Raw genomic sequence first — 26634 nt, 5'->3', positions numbered from 1 at the left:
TGCGAAGTCCGTCCGTCGCAGTCTGTTTCGTTTGGCCGATGCTGATCGGAATTGTCCGAAAGGGCCGATGGCTACAGGAGCGTAATGCACGATCGACGGGTGACGATGACGTACCGGGAACCGGAAGCAGCGGCGACGACAGGACGAGGCCGCTGGGAGGCTCTCGCGGACCGACTGCTCGAGAGCGTCGCCCCGTACGCGTCCCCGAGCGGCTCGCTCATCGTGCTGCCCGGTCCCGCCAGCGCCTCCGGGCGCTGGAGCGACGGACTCGAGGGATATGCTCGCACCGGCCTGCTCGCCGCCTTCCGCACCCGCGGCGCGGACGGCGACGACCCGGCGCACCTGATCGAGCGCTACGCTCGCGGTCTCACGGCCGGAACCGACCCCTCCCACGGGGAACGCTGGCCGTCCATCGCGGAGCGGCGCCAGGCGGTGCCCGAGGCGGCATCCGTCGCGATCCTTCTCTCGGAGACGCGGCCGTGGCTATGGGAGCAGCTGGAACCGACGGTCCAGGAGCGCACGGTGGACTGGCTGGCCGGCGTGGTGGGCACCGGCGGCTACACGAACAACTGGACGTGGTTCCAGACCGTCATCGAGGCCTTCCTGCAGTCGGTCGGAGGCCCGTGGCGCCAGGACGACCTCGATCGCAACACCGAGATCCAGGAGAGCCTGTACCGCGGCGACGGCTGGTACTCCGACGGCGCCGGACCGGACGGATCGCAGCAGAACTTCGACCACTACGCGGGCTGGGCGTGGCACGTCTACCCGCTCCTGCACGCGCGCATCCTCGGTTCAGAGCTCGCGCCGGTCCACCGCGAGCGCCTGCGCGCATTCCTCGACCAGGCCCGGGACCTCGTGGGCGGCACCGGCGATCCGCTCTTCCAGGGCCGCTCGCTCACCTACCGGTTCGCGACGCTCGCCCCGTTCTGGGCCGGCGCGATCGCCGGCGAGACGCCGCTGCCGACGGGCACCACGCGAGCGCTCGCCGACGCGGTTCTCGACCGCTTCGTAGAAGGCGGCGCGATCGACGAGCGCGGGTTGCTCTCGATCGGCTGGCACCGCGAGTTCCGCGCGCTGCGCCAGGCGTACACCGGTTCGTCCTCGACCTACTGGGCGAGCAAGGGCATGATGGGCCTCCTCCTGCCGGAACAGCACCCCGAATGGTCGGCTGTGCCGGAGACTCCGGATGCGCCCGAGTCGGTGAGCGTGCGCTCCTTCACGGCTCCGGGATGGCTGGTGGTCCGCTCCGAGGCCGACGGGATCGCGCGTGTGCTGAACCACGGCTCCGACGGGTTCCGCAGCCCCGCGGGCGGGGCTCGCGCGGACAATCCCTTCTACCACCGGCTGGGCTACTCCACCGTGACGTCCCCCGACCTGTCCATGGCCGGCGCCGCCGAGCCGCTCGAATCGCACGTCGCACTCCTCGATGCGGCCGGAGCGCCGTCCCATCGCGACCGGATCGAGCGTGTGCACCTCGGCGACCGCGTCGCGATCTCGCGCTCGCGGGTGCATTGGCTGGACACCCCCGCCACGGCGGGCGCGGTCGCCGACATGGCAGCGTGGGCGGCCCTTCGACGCGGACCCCGCGTCACCGTCGCGTCCGTCGTGCACGGCGTCCGGGAGGTGAGGCTGGCGTGGTGGAACGCCGTGGTGTCCGACCCGCAGCCGTCGGCCATCGACGACCTCGATGCGGCGTGGCCCGAAGCCGAAGAGCCGTGGACGTTCCGCATCGGCGGCTGGGCGCTGCCGGTGCATGACGGCCGGTGGCGCGCGACAGCTGCTTCTACAGCGACCCGCGATGACGGGGTGGCGTCGACAGTCATCGGCGTTCGGGGGCTGGAGCAGCACGGCCTCGCCCACCGAACCGGTGGCGACCCGTTCGCCGAGGGCTCGGTCACGCCATGGGCCCGAGGCACCGTGCCCGCCGCCGAAGGCGACGTCGTCGCCGCACTCGTGGCGGTCGGCGCGGAGAGCACTCTCGATCTGGAGACGCCGCCTGTGGTCGACATCGCGGCGGATCGCATCACCGTGCGCTGGAGCGACGGTGCCGTCGATGTCGTACCGGCCGACGGGGTGCGTGCGTGAACCCGCAGTCGCGCCCGAATGCACTCCTCGCCATGGAGTCGCCGCAGCTCGCGGCCGACCTCTTCAGCGCCCGCGCACGCGCGGAGCTCGACCGCGTCGTCGCCGTGCACGAGACCGTGCTGACTCCCGATCTGCCGTCCGTCCCGGCGTCGACCGCCGACACCGAGATCCTCATCACCGGCTGGGGCGCTCCCCGCCTGGACGAGACGATGCTCTCGCACTGGCCGCGCCTGCGGGCGGTGGTCCACGCGGCAGGGTCGGTGAAGCGCCTCGTGACCCCGGCCGTGTGGGAACGCGGCATCCGCGTCTCGAGCGCGGCCGGCGCGAACGCCGTCCCCGTCGCGGAGTACACGCTCGCGACCATCCTGCTCAGCGCGCGCGACGTGCTGCGCTCGGCGTCCGACTTCCAGCGGACTCAGGACATGCTCGCCGCTCGGCCACGCGGCGACGTGGGCGCGTTCGACATCACCGTCGGCGTGATCGGGGCGTCGCGGATCGGCCGACGAGTGCTCGAACTGCTCCAGCCCTTCGACATCGAGTGCCTTCTCGTCGATCCGTCGCTGTCCAGCGTCGAGGCCGCCGAGCTCGGGGCCGAGCTCGTGACGCTCCCGGAGCTCCTCACCCGCTCGCGGGTCGTCACGATCCACGCGCCGGCGCTGCCGGAGACCTACCGCATGATCGGCCGTGACGAGCTCGCACTGATGGCCGATGGAGCGACCCTCATCAACACGGCGCGCGGCTCGCTCCTCGACACGGACGCCCTGGTGGACGAGCTGCGCACCGACCGACTCAGGGCCGTCCTCGATGTGACGGATCCCGAGCCGCTTCCCCCGGGGCATCCGCTCTTCTCCCTTCCGGGCGCGACGCTCACCCCTCACATCGCCGGGTCGATCGGCAACGAGCTGCGGCGCATCGGAGACCACGTCGTCGCCGAAGTGCAGCGGTTCGTGCGGACCGGCGAGCTCGCTGACGAGGTCACCTCTCCCGATCTCGCTCGTATCGCCTAAGAGGGCGGCAGACTGCGATCGGTCTCCGCGAGACGGGCGGGATTCTGGAGCGGCCGCGGGAGGCCGTGCCTCTCCGCGTCAGCGGCTCCCTGCGGGACCGCGCACGTCGTAGGCGCGGAGCCGGCCGCACATGCCGAAGCCCCGCTCACCGGTCAGCGCCGGCGCTTGCGATACCGCGGCCGCACCGAGGTGGGTCGCGTCGCCCTGGGCGAGCGCGCGCACGATATCGAGGCTGCGCTCGGCCTGGGCGGCCGGGCCGCGCTCCACGATCTCGGTCCACGCGGCCGACCTGTCGCGGACCAGGGCCGCTGCCGCCGCCTGGAACGCACGGACCGGTCCTGCATCGCCGGCGTCGACGGCTGCGCGCAGCCTCAGGTAGCCCTCGACGGCCAGGTCGCGGCGCCGGGCCGCGGCATCCGCCCTCTCCTGCAGCGGTCCGGACGGAAGCGCGGCAGCCGCGGCATACCGCTCGGGATCGGCGACGATGTCGGCGGGGAAGGTCATGACGGCGTCGCCCGCCTCGGGTAGCCCGGCGTTGCCCATGACCACGAGCACCTTCAGATCGCCGTGGTTGACGGCACGGTGGATGGTGCCCGGCGTGAACCACACCACCGAGCCCTCGCCGAGCGGGGTCTGCCGCGCACCGCCGGCGTCGATCGTGTGGAGCTCACCACGGCCCCCGATCACGACGTAGCACTCGGTCGACGCGAGGTGCAGGTGCGGGCTCCCGCCGCGCAGACCGTCGGGCGCGGCATCGTCGTAGACATCGAGCAGCGAGACGGAGGTCGCGCCGGGGAAGGTCGGCGGGGTGAGGGACATCTCGTTCCTTTCGTCGCGTCGGGCGCTCGCGTCGGCTCGACGGCTGTACCGTCGCCGACTTACCTCGGGAGCGCTTCGCGGGCTGCCGCGACCGCGGCCTCGTTCGCGCTGTAGCCGTGCTCGGCACCGGGGAAGACGCCGCTGCGCACCTCCGCCGCGTACGCCGCGACGCCCCCGACCATCTCGTCGCCGACGGCCGCGAAACGCTTGACGAAGGCCGCCGTCTTGCCCTCGGTGATGCCGAGGAGGTCGTGCATCACCAGCACCTGGCCGTCCGCACGACCGGCGCCGATCCCGATCACGGGGATGTCGAGCGCGGGCAGCACGACGTCGACGACCTCGGCCGGCACCGCCTCGACCACGAGCAGGCTGGCGCCGGCCTCCTGCACCGCGACCGCCTCGCGCGCGAACCGCGCGGCGGAATCGGCCGTGCGGCCCTGCGCGCGCATGCCGCCGAGCGCGACCGCGGTCTGCGGCGTCAGGCCCACGTGCGCGACGACGGCGATGCCGGCCCCCGCGATCGCGCGGATCCGGCTCAGGCGCGTCTCGCCGCCGCCCTCGAGCTTCACGGCGTCGGCGCCCGCCTCCCGCACGAATCGCACCGCCGTCTCGACGGCCTGCTCATCCGACACTTCGGTCGAGCCGAACGGCAGGTCGCACACCACGAACGCCGACCGCACGCCGCGGCGGACGGCACGGGCGAGCACGAGCATCTCGTCGACAGAGACCGCGACGGTGGAGCCGTAGCCCAGCACCACCTGCGCGCCCGAGTCGCCGACGAGCACCATGTCGACCTCCGCCCGCTCGGCGACGCGCGCCGTCGGGTAGTCGTAGGCGGTCACCATCACGATGGGCTCGTGGCCGGCTTTCATCTCTTCCAGCCGCCGAAGCGTCACCTGCGGGCGCATCACGCACCTCCTCCGTCGATCACAGCGTTGTCGATGAGCCGGGTCGTGCCTACGCGCGCCGCGATCGCGACGAGCGTCGGCCGCTCCGCCCGGGCAACCGGCTCGAACGTGTCGGGGTCGACGAACGCGACGTACTCGAGCGCGATCATCCCCTCGGCGAGCACGTCCAGCGCGCGGTCGCGCAGCGCACTTGATTCACGGATGCCGGAGGCCGCGGCATCCGTCACAGCCCGCAGTGCGCGCGGAATGGCCAGCGCCCGGGCGCGCTCGTCGGGCGACAGCCGCGCGTTGCGGCTGGAACGCGCCAGTCCGTCGTCGTCGCGGGACGTCGGGCACACGACGAGCTCGACCGGTACGTCGAGGTCTGCGACCAGGCGGCGGAGCACCGCGACCTGCTGCGCATCCTTGGCGCCGAAGTAGGCGGCGTCGGGCAGCGCAGCCAGCAGCAGCTTCGTCACGACCGTCGCGACGCCGTCGAAGTGGGCCCGGCCGCGCTGCGCGCCCTCGAGCGTCTCGGCGACCGGTCCGGTCACCCTCACCGTCGTGGCGAAGCCGGACGGATACATCTCGCCGGCATCGGGCGCGAACACCAGGTCGACGCCCGCTTCGGCGGCGAGCGCGACGTCGGCCTCCTCGGTGCGCGGGTAGGCGGCGAGGTCGGCCTGCTCGTTGAACTGCGTCGGATTCACGAAGATCGACATCACGACCGTGTCGTTGTCTCGGCGCGCGGCGCGCACGAGCGACAGGTGTCCCTCGTGGAGGGCGCCCATGGTCGGCACGAGCCCGATGCGGCCGCCACGACGATCGCGCAGCGCGGATCGCAGGTCGGCGACCGTGCGCACGACGATCACCACGAGGCCTCCTCCGGCGCCGAGCCGTCCGCGGCGGTGGCGGGGGTGGAGGCGGTGGCCGCGGTCGCGGGAGCGCCGGGCGCTCCGGTCGGGCGCGATGCGCGAGTCGCGGCGAGGTCGCGGGTCGCGGCGGCGAGGGCGTCGAACAGGGCGAGGCGCTCCGGCATCCGCTCTGCCACCGCCGCGCGCTGGCGCGCCACCGTCGCGTCGTCGCCGCGCGCGATGGGACCGGTGAGCGCGGATGCCGCTCCCTGCGCCTGCCAGTTCTCGACCGTGGCGCGCACGAGCGGTGCGAAGGCCGTTCGCGGAACGCCGGCCGTCGCGGCGAGCCCGTCCGCGAAGCCCTCGAGGGTCACCAGGAAGTTCGAGGCGATCGACGCCGCGGCGTGATACGCCGCACGGTCGACGTCGTCGATCTGGAACGGCGTCATGCCGAGTGCCTGCGCGAGCGCCTCTGCGGCTTCGAGCGCCCGAGGCGACGACCCCGCGACGGCCGCCGGCACGCCCGCGAACGAGGCGTCGTCACTCGCAACCGCCATGAGGGGATGGATGCCGAGGGCCTCGTGCGGTGCGAGAGGCTCCAGCGTCGTCGCACCCGAGAGGTGCCCCACGAGGCGTCCGGCGGCGATGTGATGCGCAGCTGCGGCGATCTCGGCATCCGGAACCGCCAACAGCACGAGGTCGGCGTCGTGGGCCGTCGCGCCTCGGCCGAGAGGCCCCCGCACGTCGGCGCCCGCGCCGCGCAGGGCAGCTACGAGGGATCGCCCCATCCGTCCGTCGCCGACGATCGCGATCGCGCCGAGCGCCGCAGCCGCGCGCGCGTGAGCGGAGTCGAGGTCCGGCATCGTCGCCCCTCCTGTGTCCGCGGCTGGTGAACCAGGTTCAAAAGTACCCTGCGGTTCCTGCCCGCTCCGCCCGGGGGGGCGGCGCCATCCGCGCATGCCCTCCCCCGCGCCCGGCCCGCCAACAGGTCAACCGCGCTTCCACGGGAGGTTGCAACGTTCCAAGGTCCTGTGGAACGCAGTTCTCCTGCGGAAGGCGTCGACCCGACCACATCCGCAGGCCCGCGCGACGCTTCGCGGGGCGCGCGACGCAGTGATCATGCGATCTGAATGGTGCGCGCGGCCCTCTCCCGTAGTGCACTGGCTCTACGTCGCTGGGCTGCTGTGGAGGAGAACACGTGGACGATGTCGAACGGCTCCGGCGGTTCTGCGTCGACGACGCCTCCCTCGCGGACGGCTCGGAGGCACCGTGGTCCGAGGCGCTCGACGGCCGCACGATCGCTCTGATCCGCATCGGCGCCCTGATCGCGTCGTCGGCTCCGGCCGCGTCGATGCGCTCGGCCGTCGACGAAGCGGTCGCCGCGGGCGTGACGATCCACGAGATGGTCGCTGTGCTCGACGGCATGGTCGGCGTCGTCGGACTTCCTCGCGCGGTCGCCGCGGCGCCCCGGATCGCCGCAGCGCTCGGCTACGGCGACGACCTCGTGCCCGACCCGTTCCTCTGACGCGCCGGCACGACGACGCCGTCAGCCGCCCAGCAGCCCCAGTGCGCTCGCGCGCTCGACGGCCGCGCCGCGCGTGGTGACGGCGAGCTTGCGGTAGATCGACCCGACCTCCGAGCTCACCGTGTTGCGTGAGATGAACAGGCGCTGACCGATCTCGGCGATGGTCAGATGGGTCTGCAGGTAGGGCAGCAGGCGCAGCTCCGCCGGCGTGAGCGGCACCGAGCCGCCCGCGGCGGGCTCGGCGGCGAGGGCGTCCCGCAGCTCCTCCACCTGCCCCACGACGACTCCGACGTCCGGGCGCTTGCGTAGAAGGTCGTCGATCTCGCGGACCAGGTGCCACGCCGCAGAACGGTCGCCCAGCGCGACATGAGCCTTCGCGAGCTGGATCCTCGCGCGGATGGAGACGTACGGGAGGAGGCGGGTGCAGCCGATGCGCGCGCGCATCCCCCGCGCCAGAAGGCGCGTGCCGTGTTCGCGCTCGCCGTGGTGCAGCGCCACCCGCGCCGCCACCGCCAGCGCCAGCGCGGTGGTCGGGTAGCCGTCCATGTGACTCACGTCGATGGCCTCGATGCCGCGCTCCGCGTGCTCCCGGGCGCTGCCCCAGCGGCCCGCATCGACCTCGAGCAGGGCGAGCTCGGGCCGGCACAGGATGACGGTGTCAGGGTTGCCCATGGCCGTCGCCACGTCGATCGCCTCTTCGAACGCGCTCTTCGCCGCCGGGAGGTCGCCGACCAGCAGGTGCGCCGATCCCCACAGGTGCAGGGCCTGATCGCGCCAGGGGCTCGTCGCCGGCTCGTGCTCCATGCCGTAGGCAGCGTCGATCATGACGCGCTCCGGCCCGTGCTCGCACAGCGCGGCACGGACCATGGCGCGAGCCGATTCGAACGGCACGCGATCCGGCTCGGGAAGGGCGGTGACATCGAACCCCTCGAGGATGCGCGACCACCGTTCCCCCGCCGGCACGTCGCCGAGGAGGATCGCCGTCCACGTCATCGACACGACGAGCGACGGATAGCTGCGCACGAGGTCGTCGCCGAGCTGCGAGAGCCACCGTCTGACCGTGGAGACCTGCCCGAGCTGGTACATCGGCAGGCCGAGCTCGGCGATGCGATCCGCGGCGCGCTCGATCTCGCCCGCCTGCAGCAGGTGCTCGACGGCCTGCGCGGGCGCACCGTTGATCTCATGCCACGAGGCGGCGCGGCGGTGCAGCTCGGCGACAGCGGCCGCACCCTCGGCCCGCTCGAGCTCCGTCGCCAGGAATTCGCGGAACAGCGGGTGGAAGCGGAACCACCCGCGATGGTGGTCCATCCCGATGAGGAAGAGATTGGCCGTCTCGATCTCGCGCAGCCGAGCGCGGGAGTCCTCGATGCCGAGCACCGCATTGCAGGACGCCGCGGAGAGTTGGTCCAGCACGGAGGTGCGGCGCAGGAACGACTGCGTGTCCTCCGGAAGTCGGGCCACGCATTCGCGATACAGATAGTCGGCGACGAATCGGTCCTCACCGGTGACGGATGCCGCATCCCCACCCGATCGTGCGACCAGCGCGCACAGGAACAGCCCTGTCGGCCAGCCTTCGCAGCGCTCCACGATGGAGTGCAGGTCCGCGTCGTCGACGCCCTCGGCGCCGGCGTGCTCGAAGATGGCGCGGGCGCCGGCATGATCGAGCGACAGATCCGCGGCGGTGATCTCCGAGGCGTCTCCGGCTGCACGCAGGCGCGCGATGAGCGAGGGCTCCCGGCGGCTCGCCAAGACGATCTGGGATCCCTCGGGCACGTGCGCGAAGAGCACCTCCATCGCGTCCTGGCAATCGGGCGAGTCCGCCCAGTGGAGGTCGTCGACGAACAGCACGAAGCTCTCCGGTGCGGCGGCGAGGACACCGGCCAGCATCGGCGCCGAGCGGCCGAGCGCCGCCGTCCCGACACCGCGCATGTCGGCGATGACGGACGCGGCTGCCGGCGAGAACGAGACGGATGCCGCGGCGATCACCGACAGCAGCGATGCGGGGTCCACCTCGGTGCGGTCGAGCGAGACCCACGCGACGGTTCGCGGATCGCTGGCTGCCCACTCGGCCAGCAGGGTGGACTTGCCGTATCCGGCCGGGGCCGTGACCGAGACGACGCGCGCGCCGCTGTCGCGTGCGCGGTCGATGAGGGCGCGCCGGCTGACGGCTCCGGGCCGAGCGGGAGGGGTCTGGATCTTGCTGCTGAGCAGCACCGCCTGCAAGTCGGGTCCCCCCAGGGCCGGCTCACGGAGAGTCTCCGTCACTTTCCGCATCCTAGGGGCGCGTGGGTCGGGCCACCAACACGCCGGACTCATCGCAGACGCCGGCGGAAATGCGACCCGTGCGGTTCCTGCCGCGATCCGGACCTCCCCGTCCGGCCGCAGCGACTTCCTGCCACTACCAGGATAACGGCGCCAGGGGGCCTTGCCGCAAGGGCCCCCTGAGGGCGCATACTGGTCGGTCGCGACGCGCTCCCGCCCGTTCTCCCTCCCCACCCGCGTCGCAGAATCCGCCAGGAGCAGATGCCGTGAATCCGATTCAGACCAGCCCCTTTCAGCTGCCCGACCGTCTCACCGCCAAGTCGGACCCTGCACTCGTCGGCGACGACGAACGCCACTTCGCCGCGATCGCCGAGAGCCTCGACCAGTCGATCGCCGGCATCGAGGATCGCCTCGAGGTGCTGCGCCGTCAGCCTGGCGGCCATGGCCAGGCCGGGCTCGAGCGAGACCTTGAGATCCACCGGCTCTCCGCCCGCCTGCGCGTCCTCCGCCGCTTCAGCGTCGATGCGTGCCTCGGCCGGATGGTCCCCGCGGACGGCTCGCAGCCGACCTATATCGGCCGCTTCGGACTGAGGGATGCTGCGGGCCGGCGCCTGCTGGTCGACTGGCGCACCCCGGCGGCCGAGCCGTTCTTCGCCGCGACCCATGCGCAGCCGATGGGACTCGCGAGTCGACGCCGCTACCGGTGGACCGGACGCCGCGTGACGGACTACTGGGATGAGGTGTTCACCCCCGAGGGGCTGCGGAGCAATGCGGCCCTCGACGACCAGTCAGCGTTCATCGCGAGCCTCGGCGCGAGCCGCTCACCGCGCATGCGCGACGTGCTCGGCACCATCCAGGCGGACCAGGACGCGATCATCCGGGCCGGGTCGCGGGGCGCACTCGTGGTCGATGGCGGCCCCGGCACCGGCAAGACCGTGGTCGCGCTGCACCGCGCGGCGTATCTCGTGTACTCCGATCCGCACCTCGGCGAAGGGCGCGGCGGCGTGCTGTTCGTCGGTCCGAGTCCCGCCTATCTCTCCTACGTCGAGGACGTGCTTCCGAGCCTCGGCGAAGAGAGCGTGCAGACCTGCACGCTGCGGGACATGGTCACCGAGGGTGCGGTCGCCGCGGCCGAGCCTGATCCGGCCGTCGCACGGCTGAAGGCCGACGGCCGCATGATCGACGCGATCGAGCCTGCCGTCCGGCTGTACGAGGAGCCCCCGATGAAGCCTCTCCTCGTCGAGACCCCGTGGGGCGAACTGCGGCTCAGCCCGCAGGACTGGGCCGAGGCCTTCGCCTCGGCCGAACCCGGCATACCCCACAACGAGGCGCGCGACCAGGTATGGGATACGGTGCTCGACATCCTCATCGACCAGGCGGACGGCGAAGAGGTGCCGCTGCACCAGCTGCGCCGGGCGCTCGCGCGGAACGAGGAGCTCACGCGGACCTTCGCCCGGGCGTGGCCGCTGGTCGAGGCATCCGTCGTCGTCTCCGATCTGTGGAGCGTCCCCGCCTACCTGCGCCGGTGCGCGCCCTGGCTCTCGCCCGACGAGGTCGATGCGCTGCAGCGGAGCGCTCCCGCCGCCTGGACCACGTCGGACCTTCCGCTGCTCGACGCCGCCCGGCGCCGGCTCGGCGATCCCGCGGCCTCCCTGCGTCAGCGGCAGCGCGATGCCCGGCTCGCCCGCGAGCGGGAGTACATGTCGCAGGTCGTCGAGCGGCTGAAGGAGGCCGGCGACGAGATGATGCAGTGGCTGGACGGCGAGGACCTCCGCAACAGCCTGGTCGACGAATCAGTGCTCGAGTCGGCCGACCCCGACCTGCTCGCGGGGCCGTTCGCGCACATCGTGATCGACGAGGCACAGGAGCTCACCGATGCGGAATGGCGGATGCTGCTGGCCCGCTGCCCGTCGCGCAGCTTCACGGTCGTCGGCGACCGGGCTCAGGCGCGGCACGGCTTCCGGGAGTCGTGGCAGGAGCGGCTCGAGCGCGTCGGTCTCACGGAGGTCGAGATCGCCTCGCTCACCATCAACTACCGCACGCCCAGCGAAGTGATGGCCGAGGCCGAGCCCGTCATCCGGGCGGCGATCCGCGATGCCAACGTGCCGACGTCGATCCGCTCGAGCGGGATCCCCGTGCTTCACCGCGCGGTGTCGGAGCGCGACACGATCCTCGACGACTGGCTCACGCGGCATCCCGAGGGCACCGCGGTCGTCATCGGCGACGGGTCGTTCGCACCACAGGAACGGGTGCGGTCGCTCACCCCCGAGCTCGCCAAGGGGCTGGAGTTCGACCTCGTGCTGCTCGTCGAGCCGTCGGATTTCGGCGAGGGCATCGAGGGCGCGGTCGACCGCTACGTCGCGATGACCCGGGCCACGCAGCAGCTCGCGGTGCTGGAGGGGTAGCCGCGGGGCGGGGATGCCGCCGTGCCGGCGTATCTGCGGCGCCTCGCGGCGTCTCTCCCCTATGTGAGCAATGACGTCGAAGAGGAGGGATCCGAGGCCGTCGAGGCGACGGATCGGGAGACGCGCGGGTCGCTCGTGCGCTCGCTCCTCGCCGTCGTCGCCAATGTCGGTGTGCTGACCGCCCTGCTCGTGTACTTCGGCTGGGTGCGCAGCGACCGGATGGCGAAGATGCTCGGTATCGACGAGGCGATCCTCGGGATGACTGTCGACGATTACGTCCGCCGCAGTGTGCAGCCGGTTGTGCTGCTCCCGATCTGCGCGGCTATCGCCGGTCTCGCGTGGGTGGGCCTCGATCAGTGGCTCCGCCGCCGCCGCACCCGGTTCGGCGACGACGATCGCATCGTCGCGTGGATGGCGCGATGGATGTGGCTCATCGCCATCGGCGTCTTCGCGCTGGGCCTGCTCCTCGGGCTGGTCGGCTACGCCGTGACGTACATCGCGGCGCCTCTCGTCTGCGCGGGCGGAATGCTCCTGCTGCTCTACGGGCTGATGCTGCGCGGCGGGCTGCGGGACGCGGTGAGATTCGCGCCGATGACCGAGGGAGTCCTGCGCGGCGCGATCGCGATCCTCGTCGCGATCGGTCTGTTCTGGTCGGCGATGAACTACGCGACGGTCGAGGGTACCGAGCTCGCTCGCGACTTCCCTCACCAGATCGAGACGCTGCCGGGAGTGATGGTCGACAGCGCGGCGCCGCTCGACATCGTCTCGCCCGGTGTCGACGTCACGTGCGCCGGGTCCGGCGAGGAACTCCGCTTTCGCTATCGCGGGCTGCGCCTGCTCGAGTCGACGGGCGGCAACTATTTCCTCATCTCCGACGACTGGACCTTCGACTACGGCGTCGTCGTCATGCTCCCCGTCGACGGCGACGGCCTGCGGTTCACGTTCGTCCGGGACGTGTACGGGATCGCGGATGCCGGCGGGTTCGGTCCGTGCGCGGCCGCGACGACGGATGTGGCGGGTCAGGGCTGAGGTATCTGCCCCACTATTTCGCCCTCCACAACTGCAGATCCTCGACGAGGGAGGAAAGCGATGTCTCCGACAAGAATCACTCCGAAGCGATCATTCGCGATCGGATCCGCCCTCGCGGTCGCGGTCGCCCTCGGGCTCTCGGGGTGCGGCGAATACTCACCGGTGGCGCCCGACAAGGAGAAGCCGCCCGCGACGCAGCGTGACGACGACTTCGGGAGCGACGTGCATCCGTCGGATCCGGACGCGCCGGACGTGCCCGACGAGATTCCGGATGCTGCACCCCCGGCGTCGCCGCCGAGCGCCGACGCACAGCAGCCCGGTTCCGGTGGGGGCACCGCCCCGCAGAGCCGGCAGGGTGGAGGCGGTGGATCGGGCGGAAGCGGCGGATCGGGGGGCTCAGGCGGATCCGGGGGCTCAGGCGGATCCGGGGGCTCAGGCGGGAACGGCGGCCAGCCTCGGCCAAGCATCTACGCGTGGGCGCTTCCCGTGAGCGACACGAGCCCGAACAACTTCAACGATGGCCCGGCCTACGGCTACCTGCGGGCAGGAGAGTGCGATGTCGCGGCCGGCTACATCTCGCTCGACAGGTTCACCAACGCGCCCGACTTCGGCGTGTTCCAGATGAAGACCCCTCGCTACGTGGTCCTCCTGTCCGCCGGCGTCGCCATGTGCCGCGCTGCGTTCGACGAGGCCAGGGCGAGCTACTCGTATGCGATGGACCGATGGGGCACTCAGGGTCTCGACCACCCAGATCACCCGAAGACGGAGGACGGCATCACCGCGGTCACGGCGCCCTGGCGTCGCGGCTACCGTGAACCCGAGTGCGATCTCTACCGTGCCTTGACGTTCTCACTCACCGGTGTCGCGGCCGACAGCCTGCAGTGCCCCGGCGGTCTCCGGCCGTTGCATCACTACGTGAAGTACACGACCGTGGACCCGGTGACAGGGGCGGTGGGAGATCTGATCGTGTGGGACAACCCGCTGACGTTCCATGACGACGAGAGCCTCACTCCACCAGAGCACTGGAACCAGGCACCGGGCATCGCGGGAACAAACCGGCAGATCGGTCCGACACTCGCGGGCGACCCGGACGACGAGTTCGATTTCCCGGAGCGCCCGCCGGGCGACGCCCCCGAGGCCCCGACAGCGGCCGCCGCCCTGGATGCAGCGGAAGTCGCGGCACCAACCGCACCGCCACCGGCCGAGTCGGCGCCGATCGAACCCGCCGCGGTTGAGCCTGCCGGGTCAGAAGCTGCGGCGGGGGAGACCGGTACGCCCGACCTTGCGCCCGCCGACGCCGAGCCGACGGAGCAGCCCGAGGCCGAGGCATCCGTCTCCGTCGCAGAGCCGGCTGCGCCGCACGCGGAGCCGACGCCGCCCGCGGAGCCGACGACGCCGCCGGCCCTGGCCGAGCCGCCCGCCACTCCGCCGGCCGAGAGCGAGCCCCCTGCACCGGCGGCCCCGTGAACGGGAACGGGACGGATCTCAGGAAGGAGATCAGCACTCCACGACGTTGACGGCGAGCCCTGCGGCGCTCGTCTCCTTGTACCGCGACGACATGTCGGCTCCGGTCTGGCGCATCGTCTCGATCGCGGTGTCGAGGTCGACGATGTGGCTGCCGTCGCCGAGGAGCGCGAGGCGGCTCGCCGTCATCGCCGTCGAGGCGGCCACCGCGTTCCGCTCGATGCAGGGGATCTGCACGAGGCCCGACACCGGATCGCAGGTGAGGCCGAGGTGATGCTCGATCGCGATCTCGGCGGCGTTCTCGATCTGCTCGGGCGTACCGCCGCGCACGGCGGTGAGGCCTGCGGCCGCCATCGCGCAGGCGCTGCCGACCTCCGCCTGACAGCCGGCCTCGGCGCCCGAGATCGAGGCGTTGGCCTTGATGATCGACCCGATGGCGGTCGCCGTCAGCAGGAACCGGCGGATGAGCTCCGGATCGAACCCGGTCGTTGCGACAGCTTGGTAGAGCACGGCGGGAAGAACCCCGGCGGCGCCGTTCGTCGGCGCGGTCACGACCCGTCCGCCCGCCGCGTTCTCCTCGTTGACCGCGAGCGCATAGATCGACACGGCCTCCGCCGCATCCGTCGACTCACCGCGAGCGGCGAGCTGACGCCATGCCGCAGCGGCGCGGCGGGGCACGCGCAGGCCTCCCGGCAGCACGCCATCGGAGTGGAGGCCGCGTTCGATGCAGGCCCGCATCGCCGTCCAGATCTCATCGAGCCCACGCCCGGCCTCCGCCGCCCCGTGAACGGAGACCTCCGTCTCCCAGGCGACGTCGGCGATGCTGCATCCGCGCGAGAGGTCGAGCAGCTCCCGCATGCTGCGGAAGGACGGAGCGTTCGGCTCCTCCGGGCGCGGCCGCGACGCATCGGCGGCGGACGGCTCTCCGAGACGCCGGATGAAGCCGCCGCCGATCGACAGATACGTCTCCTCCACGACGTCGCCCGAGGTGAGCTCGGCGCGCAGGGTGAGGGAGTTCGGGTGCCCGTGCGGACGCTCGCGCGGCGCGAACGTCATGTCGTCACGCGTGAATCGCACGCCTCCGACCTCGAGCGCATGACCCGCCTCGAGGTCCGCCCACCGGCCGTGCACGACGGCCGGATCGACCGTCTCGGGGCGGTGCCCGCGCAGACCCGCGATGACGGCATCCGGAGTTCCGTGACCCAGGCCCGTCGCGGCGAGGGAGCCGTCGAGGCGGCAGCGGAACCGGATCACCTCCATCAGGAGCCCGCGGTCGGCGAGACCATCGCGGAAGTCGGCGGCCGCGCGCATCGGGCCGACGGTGTGCGAGCTCGACGGGCCGATGCCGATCGAGAAGAGATCGAGCGCGGAGGTGTAGACCCCGCGCTCGACCTCGAGGGCGATGGCTGTCATCAGCCCCAGAGCCCCAGCGCGAACTCGGCGACGACGGCCGAGAGGATGAACGATGCCGCGATCGCGACCGTGCCGACGGGGATGATCTTCCAGCCGATGCTCTTGAGCATCGGCAGGTCCTTGCCGAGGCTCAACCCGGCGATCGTGAGCATCACCGTGATGAGCGACAGGAAGTCGATGGTGTCCGACACCGTCGTGAACCATCCGGCGACGGGCGAGACCGGCGACGTGAGGAAGGCGCCCACCGTCATGACCACGATGATCGCGGGCACCTTGCCGCGCGTCACCCTGGCGAGCGCGATTCCGCCTGCGACCAGCGCGCCCATCACGAGGTACGCGACCACCATCTCCCACGAGAAGCCCTTGGCCGCGATCGTGGCGACGACGATGCCGGCGAACCCGATGATGAGCAGGGACACCCAGAGCGGCACCCGCACGTTCGGCTTCTCGAGCACGGTCTCGGCCACGGTCTTGACCGCCGCGGTCGGCATGGCGCCCTTGGTCTTCGATCGGCGGCCCGGCAGTGCCGCGTCCTTGTTGCGGGTGAGGATCTTGTAGAAGCGGTCGGCGAGAGGCAGCGACACCCACACCCCGATGTAGACCCCGAGCACACCCGTGATGAGGTTCGAGGTGGCGGCGAGCGCCAGCACCTGGTCCTGCATGTCGGGGTGGGCCGACACGATGACGGACGCCGCGGCCGCCATCATCGATCCGGAGCCGACACCCGCGCCCATGGCGAGCGCGAGAGGGTCGAAGATCCCGAGCGAAGCGGCGAGCGAGGCGATGAGACTCACGATGATGGCGCCGAAGATGGTGCCGAAGACGTACATCGAGAGCACTCCGCGATACTGCGGCGAGTCGGAGCCATAGCGCTCGCTGACCATTGCGAACGAGCCCTCGCGGTCGATCGAGAAGGTGGCGCCGACCGTCGCCGGCCCCATGCGCAGCAGCACGGCCAGCGGAAGCGCCAGTGCGATGGTTCCGAACAGATGGCCGACCTCCTGCAGCAGCAGCGCGGGGCCCGCCTGCAGAAGCAGAGGGATGTTGGGACCGATCGTGAACGAGAGCCGGGCGCAGAGGAAGAGCACCGCGACGCCCATGATCACCGTGGCCGCCTGCTGGAGATCGATCGGCAGCGGCTTGAGGCGCTGCCCAGACACGACGGCGCCGGCCGTGATGCCCCAGATCATGGGCAGCAGCGTCACCGACGCGATGCCGAGGGGGATCACGATCGGCCCGATCGCCTGCGCACCGGCCGAGATGGCCACGACCAGCGCGATGAGGATCCAGAGCCGTGGACTGCGGAATCCGAGGGCGATGGCGGATGCCGTCTTCTGAAGCGGGCGGGGAGACTGCGGTCCTGTCGAGGCGACGTTGCCTTCGTGGGTGGGAGCGGTCATGTGGGTTCTCCAGGTGGGGAGGCGGCGCCGTCCGTGTGAGCGGGGTCGGTCATGCCTCGAGCGTGGTCCGGGTCGCCCCGACGGGGCGCTCGGCGGTGCGGTGGAGCAGATCGGCGCGCAGGGCGTCGTCCAGGGCGACGTCGAGCACCGTCCACGCGAGGATCGTGGCGGCGTCGATGACGGCCTCGTCGGCTGCGGGGGTGGCCGCAGCAGCGGTGAACTCGGGGTTGTGGGCGGGGCCCGTCTGCCCGAGGAAGGCGATGGTGGGGTGGATCGAGGGCACGACCTGCGACACGTTGCCCATGTCGGTGGACCCGCCGCCCATCGGCGCCGCCCCGATCGTGCGCCCGCGGGCCACGAGGTTGCGGTCCCAGAGGGCACCCAGCGAGGCGTCGTGCCTGACCGGCGCGTACGGGTGCTCGGTGGGCGACCACTCCCAGCGGCATCCGGTCGCGATGGCGGCCCCCTCGAAGCACGAGAGCACGCGCTTCTTCATGTCACGCCACACGTCGATGTCGTAGGCGCGCAGCTCGACCTGCACGACGGCCCGGTCGGGGATGATGTTCGTCGCCTCACCGCCGTGCGAGACGTAGGCGTTGAGATTCGTGTCCTTCGGGAGCTGCTGGCGGAGGAAGGCGATGGCGGTCTGCGCGATGGCGGCCGCGGAGGCCGCGTTGAGGCCCTGCTCCGGCATGCCCGCGGCATGCGCCGTCCTGCCGTGGAAGACGACCTCGAACCGGTCGACGGCGGTCGCGCTGAACGCCGTCGCCGAGATGTCCTCGCCGGTCATGCCGTGCACCATGAGCGAGAAGTCGACGTCTTCCCAGGCACCGGCGAGAAGCATCGCCACCTTGCCGCCGCCGTGCTCTTCCGCGGGCGTGCCGAGCAGCTTGATCCGCAGGCCGGCCGCGTCGGCGAGCGGCGCCAGGGCGAGGGCGGCGCCGACTCCCGAGGCGGCGATGACGTTGTGCCCGCAGCCGTGGCCGATGCCGGGAAGGGCGTCGTACTCGGCGCAGATCGCGACGGTGAGGTCGCCGGTGCCGTACACCGCCTCGACGGCGGTGGCGACGCCGTACGCCCCGACCTCGACGTCGAAGCCGGCATCGTCGAGGGTGCGGGCGACGAGGGCTGCGGCCTCGTGCTCCTGCCACGACAGCTCGGGGTTCTCGTGTATCGCGTGGCTGAGCGCGAGGAGCTCGTCACGGCGTGACTCGACGTCGTCGGCGGCATGCCGCTTCAACTCGGTGAGGGTGACGGCGTCGGTCGTGATGAGGCTCACGATGATCCTTTCGTCGGTGCGATCGATGCGGTAATGGTGCGCCTCGACATGTTTCGATCCGATGAAGTCGCGGGATATCTGCGGAAAGTACGGACACAATGCGCGAGAATCGGGTTGTCGACGACATCGCGGAAGGCATTGCCGTGCAGGAGATCACTCTCGATCCGATCGATCGACGGCTCGTCCACGCCCTGCAGATCGAGCCGCGCGCGAGCTGGAACGAGCTGTCCCCCGTCATCGGCGTGGATGCCAGCACGCTCGCACGCCGGTGGGCACGACTGCGGGAAGAGGGCATCGCGTGGGTCACGGGGCATCCCACCGGTGGGCAGGTGTCGATCATGGAGATCGACTGCGAGCGGGCGAAGATGGATGCCGTCATCCAGGAGCTGCAGCGAGACCCCGCCGTCTACGTCCTGGATGTCACCTCCGGTTCACGTGACCTCATGGCCATCGTCTTCGCCCCCGACATCGCGGGGCTGTCGGACTATTCGCTGCACCGCCTGGGCCGGCTCGACGGCGTCCGATCGGTGCGCACGCACCTCGTGAACGAGACGCTCATCGACGGCGCGAGCTGGCGACTGCGCGCGCTGGAGCCTGTCGAGGCGCAGGGTGTCCGCCCGCCGAGGCCGCCGCGGCCGCGCGCGGCGCAGCGTGTGCCCGACGATCTGCGCGCGGCGATCGAGCGCGAGGTCTGGGCGGACGGTCGCGTACCCGTCGCGACCATCGCCGAGCGCACCGGATTCGCGCCGCAGCGCGTGGCCGATGCGCTCGCCACCCTGCGTGCGAGGGGGAGCCTGCGCTTCCGCACCGACATGGCGCGCGCGGCGTCCGGCTGGCCGATCTACACCTGGTACTTCGTCGAGGCCCCCGCACAGGTGCTCGAGGTCGCCCGCACCGCCATCACGTCAGTACCGGAGGTGCGGCTGGCGATCACCGCGGCGAGTCGCTACAACCTCATCCTCGCCGTGTGGCTGCGGCGCTTGGCGGACGTCAACCGCTTCGAACTCGCGCTCGAGAACGCGCTGCATGGCGCGCGCATCGGAGACCGCGCCGTCGTGCTGCGCATCGCCAAGCACATGAACCAGACGGTGGGGGCCGACACCCGCGCAACCGGGTTGGCCGGACCGGCCTCCCCGTAGACGCTGTCGGCGGCGAGGGCTACTGTCGCGGGTGTCGTCCGATTCCCCGAGGGAAAGGCGGTGCCGCCATCTCCAGCAACAGGGCCGCGCCGTCGCTGCCCACGCCTCGCCGGGTGCAGGGCACCTACTACACGCTTCTCCTCGGCAACACCCTCGCCGCGTCGTTCATCTGGGGCATCAACACGCTGTTCCTGCTCGACGCGGGGCTGTCCAACCTCGAGGCGTTCTCGGCCAATGCCTTCTTCACGGCCGGCATGCTCATCTTCGAGATCCCGACGGGGGTCGTGGCCGACACCGTCGGTCGCCGTGCGTCGTACCTGCTCGGCACGATCACGCTGGCGGTGACGACCGTGCTGTATTGGATGCTGTGGGTCTGGCACTCGCCGTTCTGGGCGTGGGCGGTGGTGTCGGTCCTGCTGGGCCTCGGCTTCACGTTCTTCTCGGGCGCGGTGGACGCCTGGCTCGTCGACGCGCTGAAGGCGACCGGGTACCAGGGGAGCCTCGAGACGGTCTTCGGCCGCGCGCAGATCGTCGGCGGCGTGGCGATGCTCGCCGGGTCGGTGCTCGGCGGCGTGATCGCACAGCTGACGAACCTGGGGGTGCCGTTCCTCATCCGCGGCGGCATCCTGCTGGTGATGTTCGTCGTCGCCGCCCTGCTGATGCGGGACCTGGGCTTCCAGCCGGATCGCAGCGAGGGCCCCATCCGGGCCACGCGCACCGTGCTGCGCGCGTCGATCCACTACGGCCTCGGCGATCCGCCGGTGCGCTGGCTGATGCTCACGAGCCCGTTCACCGCGGGCGTCGGCATCTACGTCTTCTATGCGATGCAGCCGTACCTGCTGGAACTGTGGGGTGACGAGGAGGCCTACTCGATCGCCGGGCTCGCCGCCGCACTCCTGTCGGGCGCCTCGATCGTGGGCGGCCTGCTGGCCCCGCGGGTGCGCAAGCTCTTCCGCCGCCGCACGTCGGTGATCCTGCTGGCGGCGGTGTCGAGCGCGATCGTGCTGATCGGGCTCGGGCTGGTGCGCGACTTCTGGTTCGCCGTGGTGCTGGTGGCGCTGTGGGGCATCGCCTCGGCGATCGACGATCCGGTACACCGCGCGTACCTCAATGACATGATCCCCTCCAAGCAGCGGGCGACCGTGCTGTCGTTCGACTCGCTGATGGGCTCGGGCGGCGGGGTCGTCTTCCAGCCCCTGCTGGGACGAGCGGCAGATGTCGGGGGCTACGCCACATCGATGCTGTGGAGCGGAGTGATCTCGGCGGTGGCCGTGCCCTTCGTGCTGCTGAGCCGGGCGCAGCGGCCGCCTGCCGACACGGCGCGCGAGGTCACCGCCGAGGCGGAGGTCTGAGCCCGGATCACGCCGGACGGTGGCTGTCCGCGAGGCGCCCCGGCATCCACAGGTTGCGGCGCGAATTCACCGACGCGCCGCGCTGCCAATAGATTCGGTGTACGGCCCGCACTCGGCGAGCCCGACCTGGAGAATCCCCCACATGGATCTGTTCGGCGTGATCGGCATCGCAGCGGCTGCCGGAGTCGTGCTCGTCGTAGCCCTCATCGGCTTCATCCTCTTCCGCGCCTGGTACCAGGTGCCGAAGGCCGACGAGGCCATCGTCATCGTCGGCAAGAAGGCCCGCGACAGCACCGAGGGCGAAGCCAACAAGATGACCGTCATCAGCGGTCGAGGTGCATTCGTCAACAAGCTGACCCAGCGCTCCGACAAGGTGTCGCTGCGGTCGCGTCAGATCAAGTTCGAGCCCACCGCTCAGACGATCAATGGCGTCACCATCGACCTCACCGGCGTCGCCCTCGTCAAGATCGGCTCGACGCCCGACCAGGTCCGCCGCGCGGCGGAGCGCTTCGCGTCACAGGACGACGCCATCGTGGTCTTCACGACGGAGCAGCTCGAGGGCGCGCTGCGCGGCGTGGTCGCGAAGCTCACCGTCGAACAGGTCATGCAGGACCGGCAGAAGCTCAGCGACGAGATCGCCCAGGGGATCTCGGGCGACCTGCTGGCACAGGGTCTGGTGCTCGACTCGTTCGCGATCCAGGGCATCACCGACAAGAACAACTACATCTCCGCGCTCGGCGCCAAAGAGGTGCAGCGCGTCAAGCGCGAAGCGGATGTCGCAGAGATCGACGCCACCCGCGAGGTGAAGAAGCGCCAGCTCGCCGCCGACGAGGCGAACCTGATCGAGCAGACCGCGCTCGACAAGAACACCGCCGCGGCGAAGTCGGAGGTCGGCCGGGCGAACGCGCAGGCAGAGCAGGCCGAGAACCTCGCCCGCGCTGAGGCCGAGCAGGGCGTGCTGCTGCAGGAGGCCAACAACACCCAGGCGCGACTGGATGCCGAGGTCAAGAAGGTCGCCGACGCCGACAAGTATCGGCAGCAGACGCTGGCAGACGCCGAGGCCTACCAGCAGCAGGCGGCTGCCGACGCGGAAGCCTACAAGCGCGAGAAGAACGCCGAGGCCGACCGCAAGGTCGCGCAGGAGCGCTCGGATGCCGAGGCCTACGCGGTGAAGGCACAGGCCGAGGCACGCGAGGCCTCCGCATCGGCCGAAGCGGCCGCCGTCCGCATGAAGGCGGAGGCCGAGGCCGCTGCCGTGCGCGTGCAGGCCGAGGCCGAGGCCGAGGGCATCCGCCTCCGAGGCAACGCCGTCGCTGAGGCGGTCGCCGCCGAAGCCGCCGCGCTGCGGGAGAACCAGGACGCGATCCTGGCCAAGGAGATCATCGGTCATCTGCCGCAGCTCATGGCCGAGTTCGCCAAGGGCTACGAGAAGGTGGGAAGCATCACGCTGGTCGGCGGTGACAGCGCAGCGACCCACCTCGCCCGCGAGCAGTCGGCGAGCCTCACCGCGACGTTCGAGAGCGTCAAGGCCGCCACCGGGTTCGACCTCGGAGCCGTGATCCAGGGCCGCGCCTTCGGCCGCGGCGTCGCCGAGGGAAACCACCAGGTGACCACCACGACGGCGGTGGACCCCGAGCCCGTGGCATCCTGACAACGCGTTTCTCAGCGCCCGCCCGCAGTGCGGGCGGGCGCTGCCGCATGATGCCGACCCGAGCGCGATGCGGCGATGAGTCGTAGTGTGGGCGCGTGTCGATCATGACCGTGCTCCGCAGCGCCGCAGGCGCTGCGCTGCTCGTCAACGCGATCCCTCACGGCGTGAGCGGCGTCCGAGGGCGGCCGTTCCCGACCCCGTTCGGCGATCCGCCGGGGGTCGGGCTCTCGTCACCCCGCGTCAACATCGGCTGGAGCACGGCCAACGCGATCGCGGGTGCAGCTCTCCTGCGACGCGGCATCCGTTCGCCCGGTGAAGTCGTCGGAGCGGCCGTCGGTGCCGCGGCGATGGCCGCCCTGACGTGGTACCACTTCCGCGACGTGCTCGCGGGGGGTAGCGGCCTCCGCGGTATACGGAACCCGCGTCCGGCCGCGGACGGTGCGGGCCCGCCGCCCCGGGTTCTGGTGAAGGCGACCGAGCCCATCGCGAAGGCGCTCGCCGGGCACCGCTGGTTCCCGCTGTGGGCTGTCGTGCACCATCGTGGGCGCACGAGCGGGATCGACTATGAGACTCCCGTCGCCGTGGTGCCGACGCGAGACCGGAGCGTCGTCCTGATCGGTCTGCCCTGGGGCGCGAAGACCAACTGGGCACGGAACGTCGTCGCCGCCGGAGGTGCCGAGCTCTCGTGGAAGGGCGTCCGGCGTCCGACGGCGTCGCCACGCATCATCGGGCCGGTTGAGGCCGCAGTTCTCGCCAAGCCACTGTTCAGACCCATCGTGCAGCGGATGCCGGCCGCCATCGCCCTGCAGCTCCCCACGCCCTGAGGCCGGTCCCGCAGCGGCTCAACGCGGCTCGACATCGTTGCCCTCATCGGGCGCCACTGCGGCGAGCGCATCGGAGAGGACGGCGAGCTGTACCGGCTCGAGGCCCCCGGCGCTTCGGTTTGCCGGGCGGCCGGGTCAGGCCCGCACGGGGCTTACCAGACGGTGCCGCCGCCGATCGAGATGCCGCCCCACGTGAGTGCGATGAAGATCGCGGCGAACACGACGGGGGCGATGCCCTTGCCGTTGCGGGCCAGTCCCTTGAGGAGGGCGATCACGGCGAGCACCGCGGCGATGATGGAAAGACCGCCACCCAGGATCAGCCCGATGAACAGGGGGATGGGCATGAGCACGAGGCCGGCCAGCGCAACCCAGAACGCGGCCCAGGCCGTCGGGTTGGAGCGGCGTTCGACAGAGGAGGACATGCGTCCCAGTATCCCGGGTGGTGAGCCCAGCCGTGGAATCGCCGTCGATAGGCCGTGTCTCACGCACCGGACGCATCGCGCTCGACTCGCCGCATGCACGCCCCCGCGACCATGCGAGCTGGTGGGGTCCTACTGTGGGCTCTGTGCGGGAGAGCGATCTGGACGTAGCCGATGTCGAGCAGCGCGCGGCGACCGGGTCCCTTCCGCCGAGCGATCGCATAGACGAGGTCGTCGTCGCCGCACACCGCCGCGCAAGCTCCCATCGGGAGGGCATGGTGGCGGACTACATCCCGATCCTCGCCGAGGCGGACCCCGAGAGCTTCGGTGTGTGCGTCGCCGACGTCGACGGTGGCCTGCACGAAGTCGGTGACACCCGCGTCCCGTTCTCCATCCAGTCGATATCGAAGGCATTCGTCTACGCGCTCGTCTGCGACGCGCTCGGACACGAGAAGGCCTTCGACGTGATCGGCGTCAACAACACCGGGCTGCCCTTCAACTCTGTCGTCGCGATCGAGCTCAACGACGGCCACCCGATGAATCCCATGGTCAACGCCGGCGCTCTCGCGACGACGGCACTGGTACCCGGACGCACCGCCGACGACAAGTGGGAGACGGTGCGGTCCGGTCTCTCGCGATTCGCGGGTCGTCAGCTGGTCGTCGACGAAGACGTGTACCGGTCGGAGGCCGCGACCAATCACCGTAACCGCGCGATCGCGCAGCTCCTCGAGAGCTACGGCCGCATCCACGTCGACCCCATCGAGGTGGTCGATGTGTATACGCGGCAGTGCTCGTTGCTCGTCGACGCCCGCGACCTCGCGGTGATGGGCGCCACGCTCGCCGACGGCGGCGTCAATCCCCTCAGCGGTGAAAGGGTGGTGTCCGCCTCGGTCTGTCGCGACCTTCTGGCGGTACTCGCGGCCACCGGCCTCTACGAGCGGTCGGGCGAGTGGCTCTACGAGATCGGGCTCCCGGGCAAGTCCGGCGTCGCCGGCGGGCTCGTGACCGTCGCCCCCGGCAAGGTCGGCATCGGAACGTACTCGCCACCACTCGATTCCGCCGGGAACAGCATTCGCGGCCAAGTGGCCACGGCTTATCTGTCGCGAGCCCTCGGTCTCAACATCTTCGCCTCGAGCTCGCACTTCTCAGGAGGATCCTCGAAATGACCGCAACGCAGAACGTCAGCGTGACCGCCTCTCGGGCTTCCTGGGTGCCGATGATCGGCCTCTTCCTGGCTCAGATCCTGATGTCGTACAACGTCGCAGCGCTGCCCGTCTCCCTCGGCGGCATGGTCGAGACGTTCGGCGTGCCCCCGACCGATGTCAGCACCGCGATCGTGACGTACGGGCTCGTCGTCGCGGCTCTCGTCATGGTGGGCGCCAAGATCGGCCAGCGGGTGGGGTGGGTGAGGGTCTTCCGCGTCGTCGTCGCCCTCTTCGCCGTCTCAGCCCTGGTCATGATCTTCGGCCCGTCCGTCGGGTACGTCATCTTCGCCCAAGCGCTCGCGGGCGCATCGGCAGCCATCATCGTGCCCTCGCTGGTGGCCCTGATCGCCGAGAACTACCGGGGAGGCCAGCAGGAGACGGCGATCGGCTCCCTCGGCTCAGCGCGCGCCCTGGCCGGCGTCAGCGCGTTCCTCATCGGAGGCACGCTGGCGACGCTCGTCGGGTGGCGCCAGGTCTTCATCGTGGTGCTCGTGCTCGCGGTGGCGGTCTTCATCCTGAGCTTCTGGCTGCGCGGACTGCCGGGGAACCCGGCGATCAAGATCGACGTCGTCGCCGCGGTGTTGATCGGCCTGGGTATCGTCTCGCTCACGCTCGGTGTCAACAACCTCAACAACTGGGGGCTCCTGCTCGCGCGCCCGGCCGCCCCGTTCGACATCGCCGGCGTCTCGCCCGCCCCCGTGCTGATCCTCATCGGCGTGGTGCTCGTCCAGCTCTTCTTCCTGTGGACGCGGCGGCGGACGAAAGCCGGCAAGGTTCCACTCGTGAGCCTCTCGGTCTTCGGATCGTCGCGTGAGCGGGCCGCCGTCTATGCGATGTTCATCGTGGTGAGCCTGGAGGCGGCCCTCAACTTCACGATTCCGCTGTACATCCAGATCGTCCAGGGCCGGACGCCGTTCGACACGTCCCTGGCGATGCTGCCCTTCAACCTGACCGTCTTCTTCACCGCCATGCTGGTGGTGCGGTTCTACCGGCGCTTCACGCCGCGGACGATCGGGATGTTCTCGTTCGGGCTCACGACGATCGCCCTGATCTGGCTCTCGATCGTCGTCACCAACAACTGGGAGACGCTTCCGACGATCCTGGGCCTGTTCGTCTTCGGCGTCGGGCAGGGCGCGCTCGTGACGCTCGTCTTCAACGTTCTCGTCACCGCATCGCCGAAGGAGCTGGCCGGCGACGTCGGGTCGGTGCGCGGCACCACGCAGAACCTCGCCTCGGCGGTGGGAACGGCCGTCTCGGGGGCGCTCCTCGTCGGCATCCTGAGCCTCAACGTCGTCGGCTCATTGGTCGAGCACCCGGAGCTGTCGCCCGAGCTCGTCTCGCAGGTCGATCTCGACAACGTGAACTTCATCAGCAACGATCGCCTCGAGGCGACGCTGACCGAGCAGACGGACGCGACCGCTGAGCAGGTCGATGCCGCCGTGGCGCTCAACGAGGAGGCGCGCCTCAGCGCGCTGAAGATCGGCCTGCTGATCCTCTCCGGCGTCAGCGCGCTCGCGATCGTCCCGGCGAGCCGGCTGCCGAGGTTCCGTCCGGGTGAACTGCCGGAGTCTGTCGGCACCGGGCGCCTGGCCGAGGGAGATGTCGACGACTGATC

The 26634-nt window shown here is 71.0% G+C and carries 21 protein-coding genes; 12 read left to right on the top strand and 9 right to left on the bottom strand.

Translation table 11 applies throughout. The features are described from left to right. Nucleotides 1-84 precede the first annotated feature (84 nt). Both NCG93_RS07130 and NCG93_RS07125 read left to right on the top strand, forming a co-directional pair. Entirely contained in the window at nucleotides 85-2085 is a 2001-nt protein-coding gene (locus NCG93_RS07130) for a DUF2264 domain-containing protein (protein WP_241741900.1), read from the top strand. Next, nucleotides 2082-3092, top strand: a complete 1011-nt coding sequence (locus NCG93_RS07125; protein WP_252787479.1) for a hydroxyacid dehydrogenase — start codon at nucleotides 2082-2084, stop codon at nucleotides 3090-3092. The genes NCG93_RS07130 and NCG93_RS07125 overlap by 4 nt, the downstream gene beginning before the upstream one ends. A 78-nt stretch (nucleotides 3093-3170) precedes the next feature. On the opposite strand, the gene NCG93_RS07120 is transcribed toward NCG93_RS07125, so the two are convergent. From NCG93_RS07120 to NCG93_RS07105, 4 genes are read right to left on the bottom strand one after another with little or no spacing between them, the layout of a single operon-like run. Continuing rightward, complete coding sequence (locus NCG93_RS07120; RefSeq protein WP_194414640.1) at nucleotides 3171-3911, bottom strand: cupin domain-containing protein; 741 nt, start codon at nucleotides 3909-3911, stop codon at nucleotides 3171-3173. Nucleotides 3912-3970: 59 nt separating this feature from the next. Next, nucleotides 3971-4819, bottom strand: a complete 849-nt coding sequence (panB, locus tag NCG93_RS07115) for a 3-methyl-2-oxobutanoate hydroxymethyltransferase (protein WP_194414641.1) — start codon at nucleotides 4817-4819, stop codon at nucleotides 3971-3973. Beyond that, a complete protein-coding gene (gene panC, locus NCG93_RS07110) occupies nucleotides 4819-5670 on the bottom strand; it encodes a pantoate--beta-alanine ligase (RefSeq protein WP_194414993.1) in 852 nt (283 codons plus the stop codon). The genes panB and panC overlap by 1 nt, the downstream gene beginning before the upstream one ends. Then, nucleotides 5667-6515 carry a Rossmann-like and DUF2520 domain-containing protein gene (locus NCG93_RS07105; RefSeq protein ID WP_194414642.1) on the bottom strand — a complete coding sequence of 283 codons (849 nt, stop codon included), beginning with the start codon at nucleotides 6513-6515 and terminating at the stop codon, nucleotides 5667-5669. Before NCG93_RS07105 ends, panC begins: the two co-directional genes overlap by 4 nt. Nucleotides 6516-6850: 335 nt before the next feature. Between NCG93_RS07105 and NCG93_RS07100 the strand changes: the two genes are divergently transcribed. Then, nucleotides 6851-7177, top strand: coding sequence for a carboxymuconolactone decarboxylase family protein (locus tag NCG93_RS07100; protein WP_194414643.1), 327 nt, complete (start codon nucleotides 6851-6853; stop codon nucleotides 7175-7177). Nucleotides 7178-7198: 21 nt separating this feature from the next. Here NCG93_RS07100 and NCG93_RS20325 read toward each other — a convergent pair whose 3' ends face one another. Continuing rightward, nucleotides 7199-9442 (bottom strand): winged helix-turn-helix domain-containing protein, encoded by a 2244-nt coding sequence (locus NCG93_RS20325; protein WP_194414644.1) that lies wholly within the window; start codon nucleotides 9440-9442, stop codon nucleotides 7199-7201. Between the two features lie 263 nt (nucleotides 9443-9705). Here NCG93_RS20325 and helR point away from each other — a divergent pair, with 263 nt between their 5' ends. The 3 genes from helR to NCG93_RS07080 all read left to right on the top strand — a co-directional run bounded on the left by helR (nucleotide 9706) and on the right by NCG93_RS07080 (nucleotide 14340). After that, nucleotides 9706-11844 (top strand): RNA polymerase recycling motor ATPase HelR, encoded by a 2139-nt coding sequence (gene helR / locus NCG93_RS07090; RefSeq protein ID WP_194414645.1) that lies wholly within the window; start codon nucleotides 9706-9708, stop codon nucleotides 11842-11844. A 21-nt stretch (nucleotides 11845-11865) separates the two neighbouring features. Continuing rightward, nucleotides 11866-12873, top strand: coding sequence for a hypothetical protein (locus NCG93_RS07085; RefSeq protein WP_194414646.1), 1008 nt, complete (start codon nucleotides 11866-11868; stop codon nucleotides 12871-12873). A 486-nt stretch (nucleotides 12874-13359) separates the two neighbouring features. Continuing rightward, complete coding sequence (locus tag NCG93_RS07080) at nucleotides 13360-14340, top strand: hypothetical protein (RefSeq protein WP_194414647.1); 981 nt, start codon at nucleotides 13360-13362, stop codon at nucleotides 14338-14340. Between the two features lie 30 nt (nucleotides 14341-14370). On the opposite strand, the gene NCG93_RS07075 is transcribed toward NCG93_RS07080, so the two are convergent. From NCG93_RS07075 to NCG93_RS07065, 3 genes are read right to left on the bottom strand one after another with little or no spacing between them, the layout of a single operon-like run. Beyond that, nucleotides 14371-15750, bottom strand: coding sequence for an L-serine ammonia-lyase (locus NCG93_RS07075; protein WP_194414648.1), 1380 nt, complete (start codon nucleotides 15748-15750; stop codon nucleotides 14371-14373). After that, a complete protein-coding gene (locus NCG93_RS07070; protein WP_194414649.1) occupies nucleotides 15750-17150 on the bottom strand; it encodes a DUF3100 domain-containing protein in 1401 nt (466 codons plus the stop codon). The genes NCG93_RS07075 and NCG93_RS07070 overlap by 1 nt, the downstream gene beginning before the upstream one ends. A 49-nt stretch (nucleotides 17151-17199) precedes the next feature. Then, the gene (locus tag NCG93_RS07065; protein WP_252787478.1) at nucleotides 17200-18429 is read right to left on the bottom strand and encodes an amidohydrolase; all 1230 of its coding nucleotides are present in this window, start codon (nucleotides 18427-18429) and stop codon (nucleotides 17200-17202) included. Nucleotides 18430-18572: 143 nt separating this feature from the next. Between NCG93_RS07065 and NCG93_RS07060 the strand changes: the two genes are divergently transcribed. The 4 genes from NCG93_RS07060 (at nucleotide 18573) to NCG93_RS07045 (ending at nucleotide 23395) form a co-directional block, all read left to right on the top strand. Then, complete coding sequence (locus NCG93_RS07060; protein ID WP_206687639.1) at nucleotides 18573-19568, top strand: Lrp/AsnC family transcriptional regulator; 996 nt, start codon at nucleotides 18573-18575, stop codon at nucleotides 19566-19568. Nucleotides 19569-19681: 113 nt separating this feature from the next. Beyond that, complete coding sequence (locus NCG93_RS07055) at nucleotides 19682-20920, top strand: MFS transporter (protein WP_194414651.1); 1239 nt, start codon at nucleotides 19682-19684, stop codon at nucleotides 20918-20920. Between the two features lie 142 nt (nucleotides 20921-21062). Beyond that, nucleotides 21063-22571 (top strand): SPFH domain-containing protein, encoded by a 1509-nt coding sequence (locus NCG93_RS07050; protein ID WP_194414652.1) that lies wholly within the window; start codon nucleotides 21063-21065, stop codon nucleotides 22569-22571. Nucleotides 22572-22666: 95 nt separating this feature from the next. After that, nucleotides 22667-23395 (top strand): PNPOx family protein, encoded by a 729-nt coding sequence (locus NCG93_RS07045; RefSeq protein WP_194414653.1) that lies wholly within the window; start codon nucleotides 22667-22669, stop codon nucleotides 23393-23395. Between the two features lie 152 nt (nucleotides 23396-23547). Here NCG93_RS07045 and NCG93_RS07040 read toward each other — a convergent pair whose 3' ends face one another. Then, a complete protein-coding gene (locus NCG93_RS07040) occupies nucleotides 23548-23817 on the bottom strand; it encodes a hypothetical protein (protein WP_194414654.1) in 270 nt (89 codons plus the stop codon). A gap of 143 nt (nucleotides 23818-23960) precedes the next feature. Here NCG93_RS07040 and glsA point away from each other — a divergent pair, with 143 nt between their 5' ends. Both glsA and NCG93_RS07030 read left to right on the top strand, forming a co-directional pair. Continuing rightward, on the top strand, nucleotides 23961-24980 hold the full coding sequence (gene glsA / locus NCG93_RS07035; RefSeq protein ID WP_194414655.1) for a glutaminase A: 1020 nt from the start codon (nucleotides 23961-23963) through the stop codon (nucleotides 24978-24980). Next, complete coding sequence (locus NCG93_RS07030; RefSeq protein ID WP_241741902.1) at nucleotides 24977-26632, top strand: MFS transporter; 1656 nt, start codon at nucleotides 24977-24979, stop codon at nucleotides 26630-26632. Before glsA ends, NCG93_RS07030 begins: the two co-directional genes overlap by 4 nt. Nucleotides 26633-26634 lie beyond the last annotated feature (2 nt).

The sequence above is a fragment of the Microbacterium yannicii genome (genome assembly GCF_024055635.1).
Taxonomy (GTDB): Bacteria; Actinomycetota; Actinomycetes; order Actinomycetales; family Microbacteriaceae; genus Microbacterium; species Microbacterium yannicii.
The sequence above is the reverse complement of the archived record's forward strand: the minus strand, read 5'-3'. Positions and strand labels throughout refer to the sequence as shown.

Excerpts from the sequence above, each read along its gene's own strand:
- NCG93_RS07050 (WP_194414652.1), top strand. The coding sequence starts at position 21,063 with ATGGATCTGTTCGGCGTGATCGGCATCGCAGCGGCTGCCGGAGTCGTG.
- NCG93_RS07070 (WP_194414649.1), bottom strand. The coding sequence starts at position 17,150 with ATGACCGCTCCCACCCACGAAGGCAACGTCGCCTCGACAGGACCGCAG.
- NCG93_RS07130 (WP_241741900.1), top strand. The coding sequence starts at position 85 with ATGCACGATCGACGGGTGACGATGACGTACCGGGAACCGGAAGCAGCG.
- NCG93_RS07075 (WP_194414648.1), bottom strand. The coding sequence starts at position 15,750 with ATGACAGCCATCGCCCTCGAGGTCGAGCGCGGGGTCTACACCTCCGCG.
- panB (WP_194414641.1), bottom strand. The coding sequence starts at position 4,819 with ATGCGCCCGCAGGTGACGCTTCGGCGGCTGGAAGAGATGAAAGCCGGC.
- NCG93_RS07030 (WP_241741902.1), top strand. The coding sequence starts at position 24,977 with ATGACCGCAACGCAGAACGTCAGCGTGACCGCCTCTCGGGCTTCCTGG.
- NCG93_RS07105 (WP_194414642.1), bottom strand. The coding sequence starts at position 6,515 with ATGCCGGACCTCGACTCCGCTCACGCGCGCGCGGCTGCGGCGCTCGGC.
- NCG93_RS07120 (WP_194414640.1), bottom strand. The coding sequence starts at position 3,911 with ATGTCCCTCACCCCGCCGACCTTCCCCGGCGCGACCTCCGTCTCGCTG.
- NCG93_RS07040 (WP_194414654.1), bottom strand. The coding sequence starts at position 23,817 with ATGTCCTCCTCTGTCGAACGCCGCTCCAACCCGACGGCCTGGGCCGCG.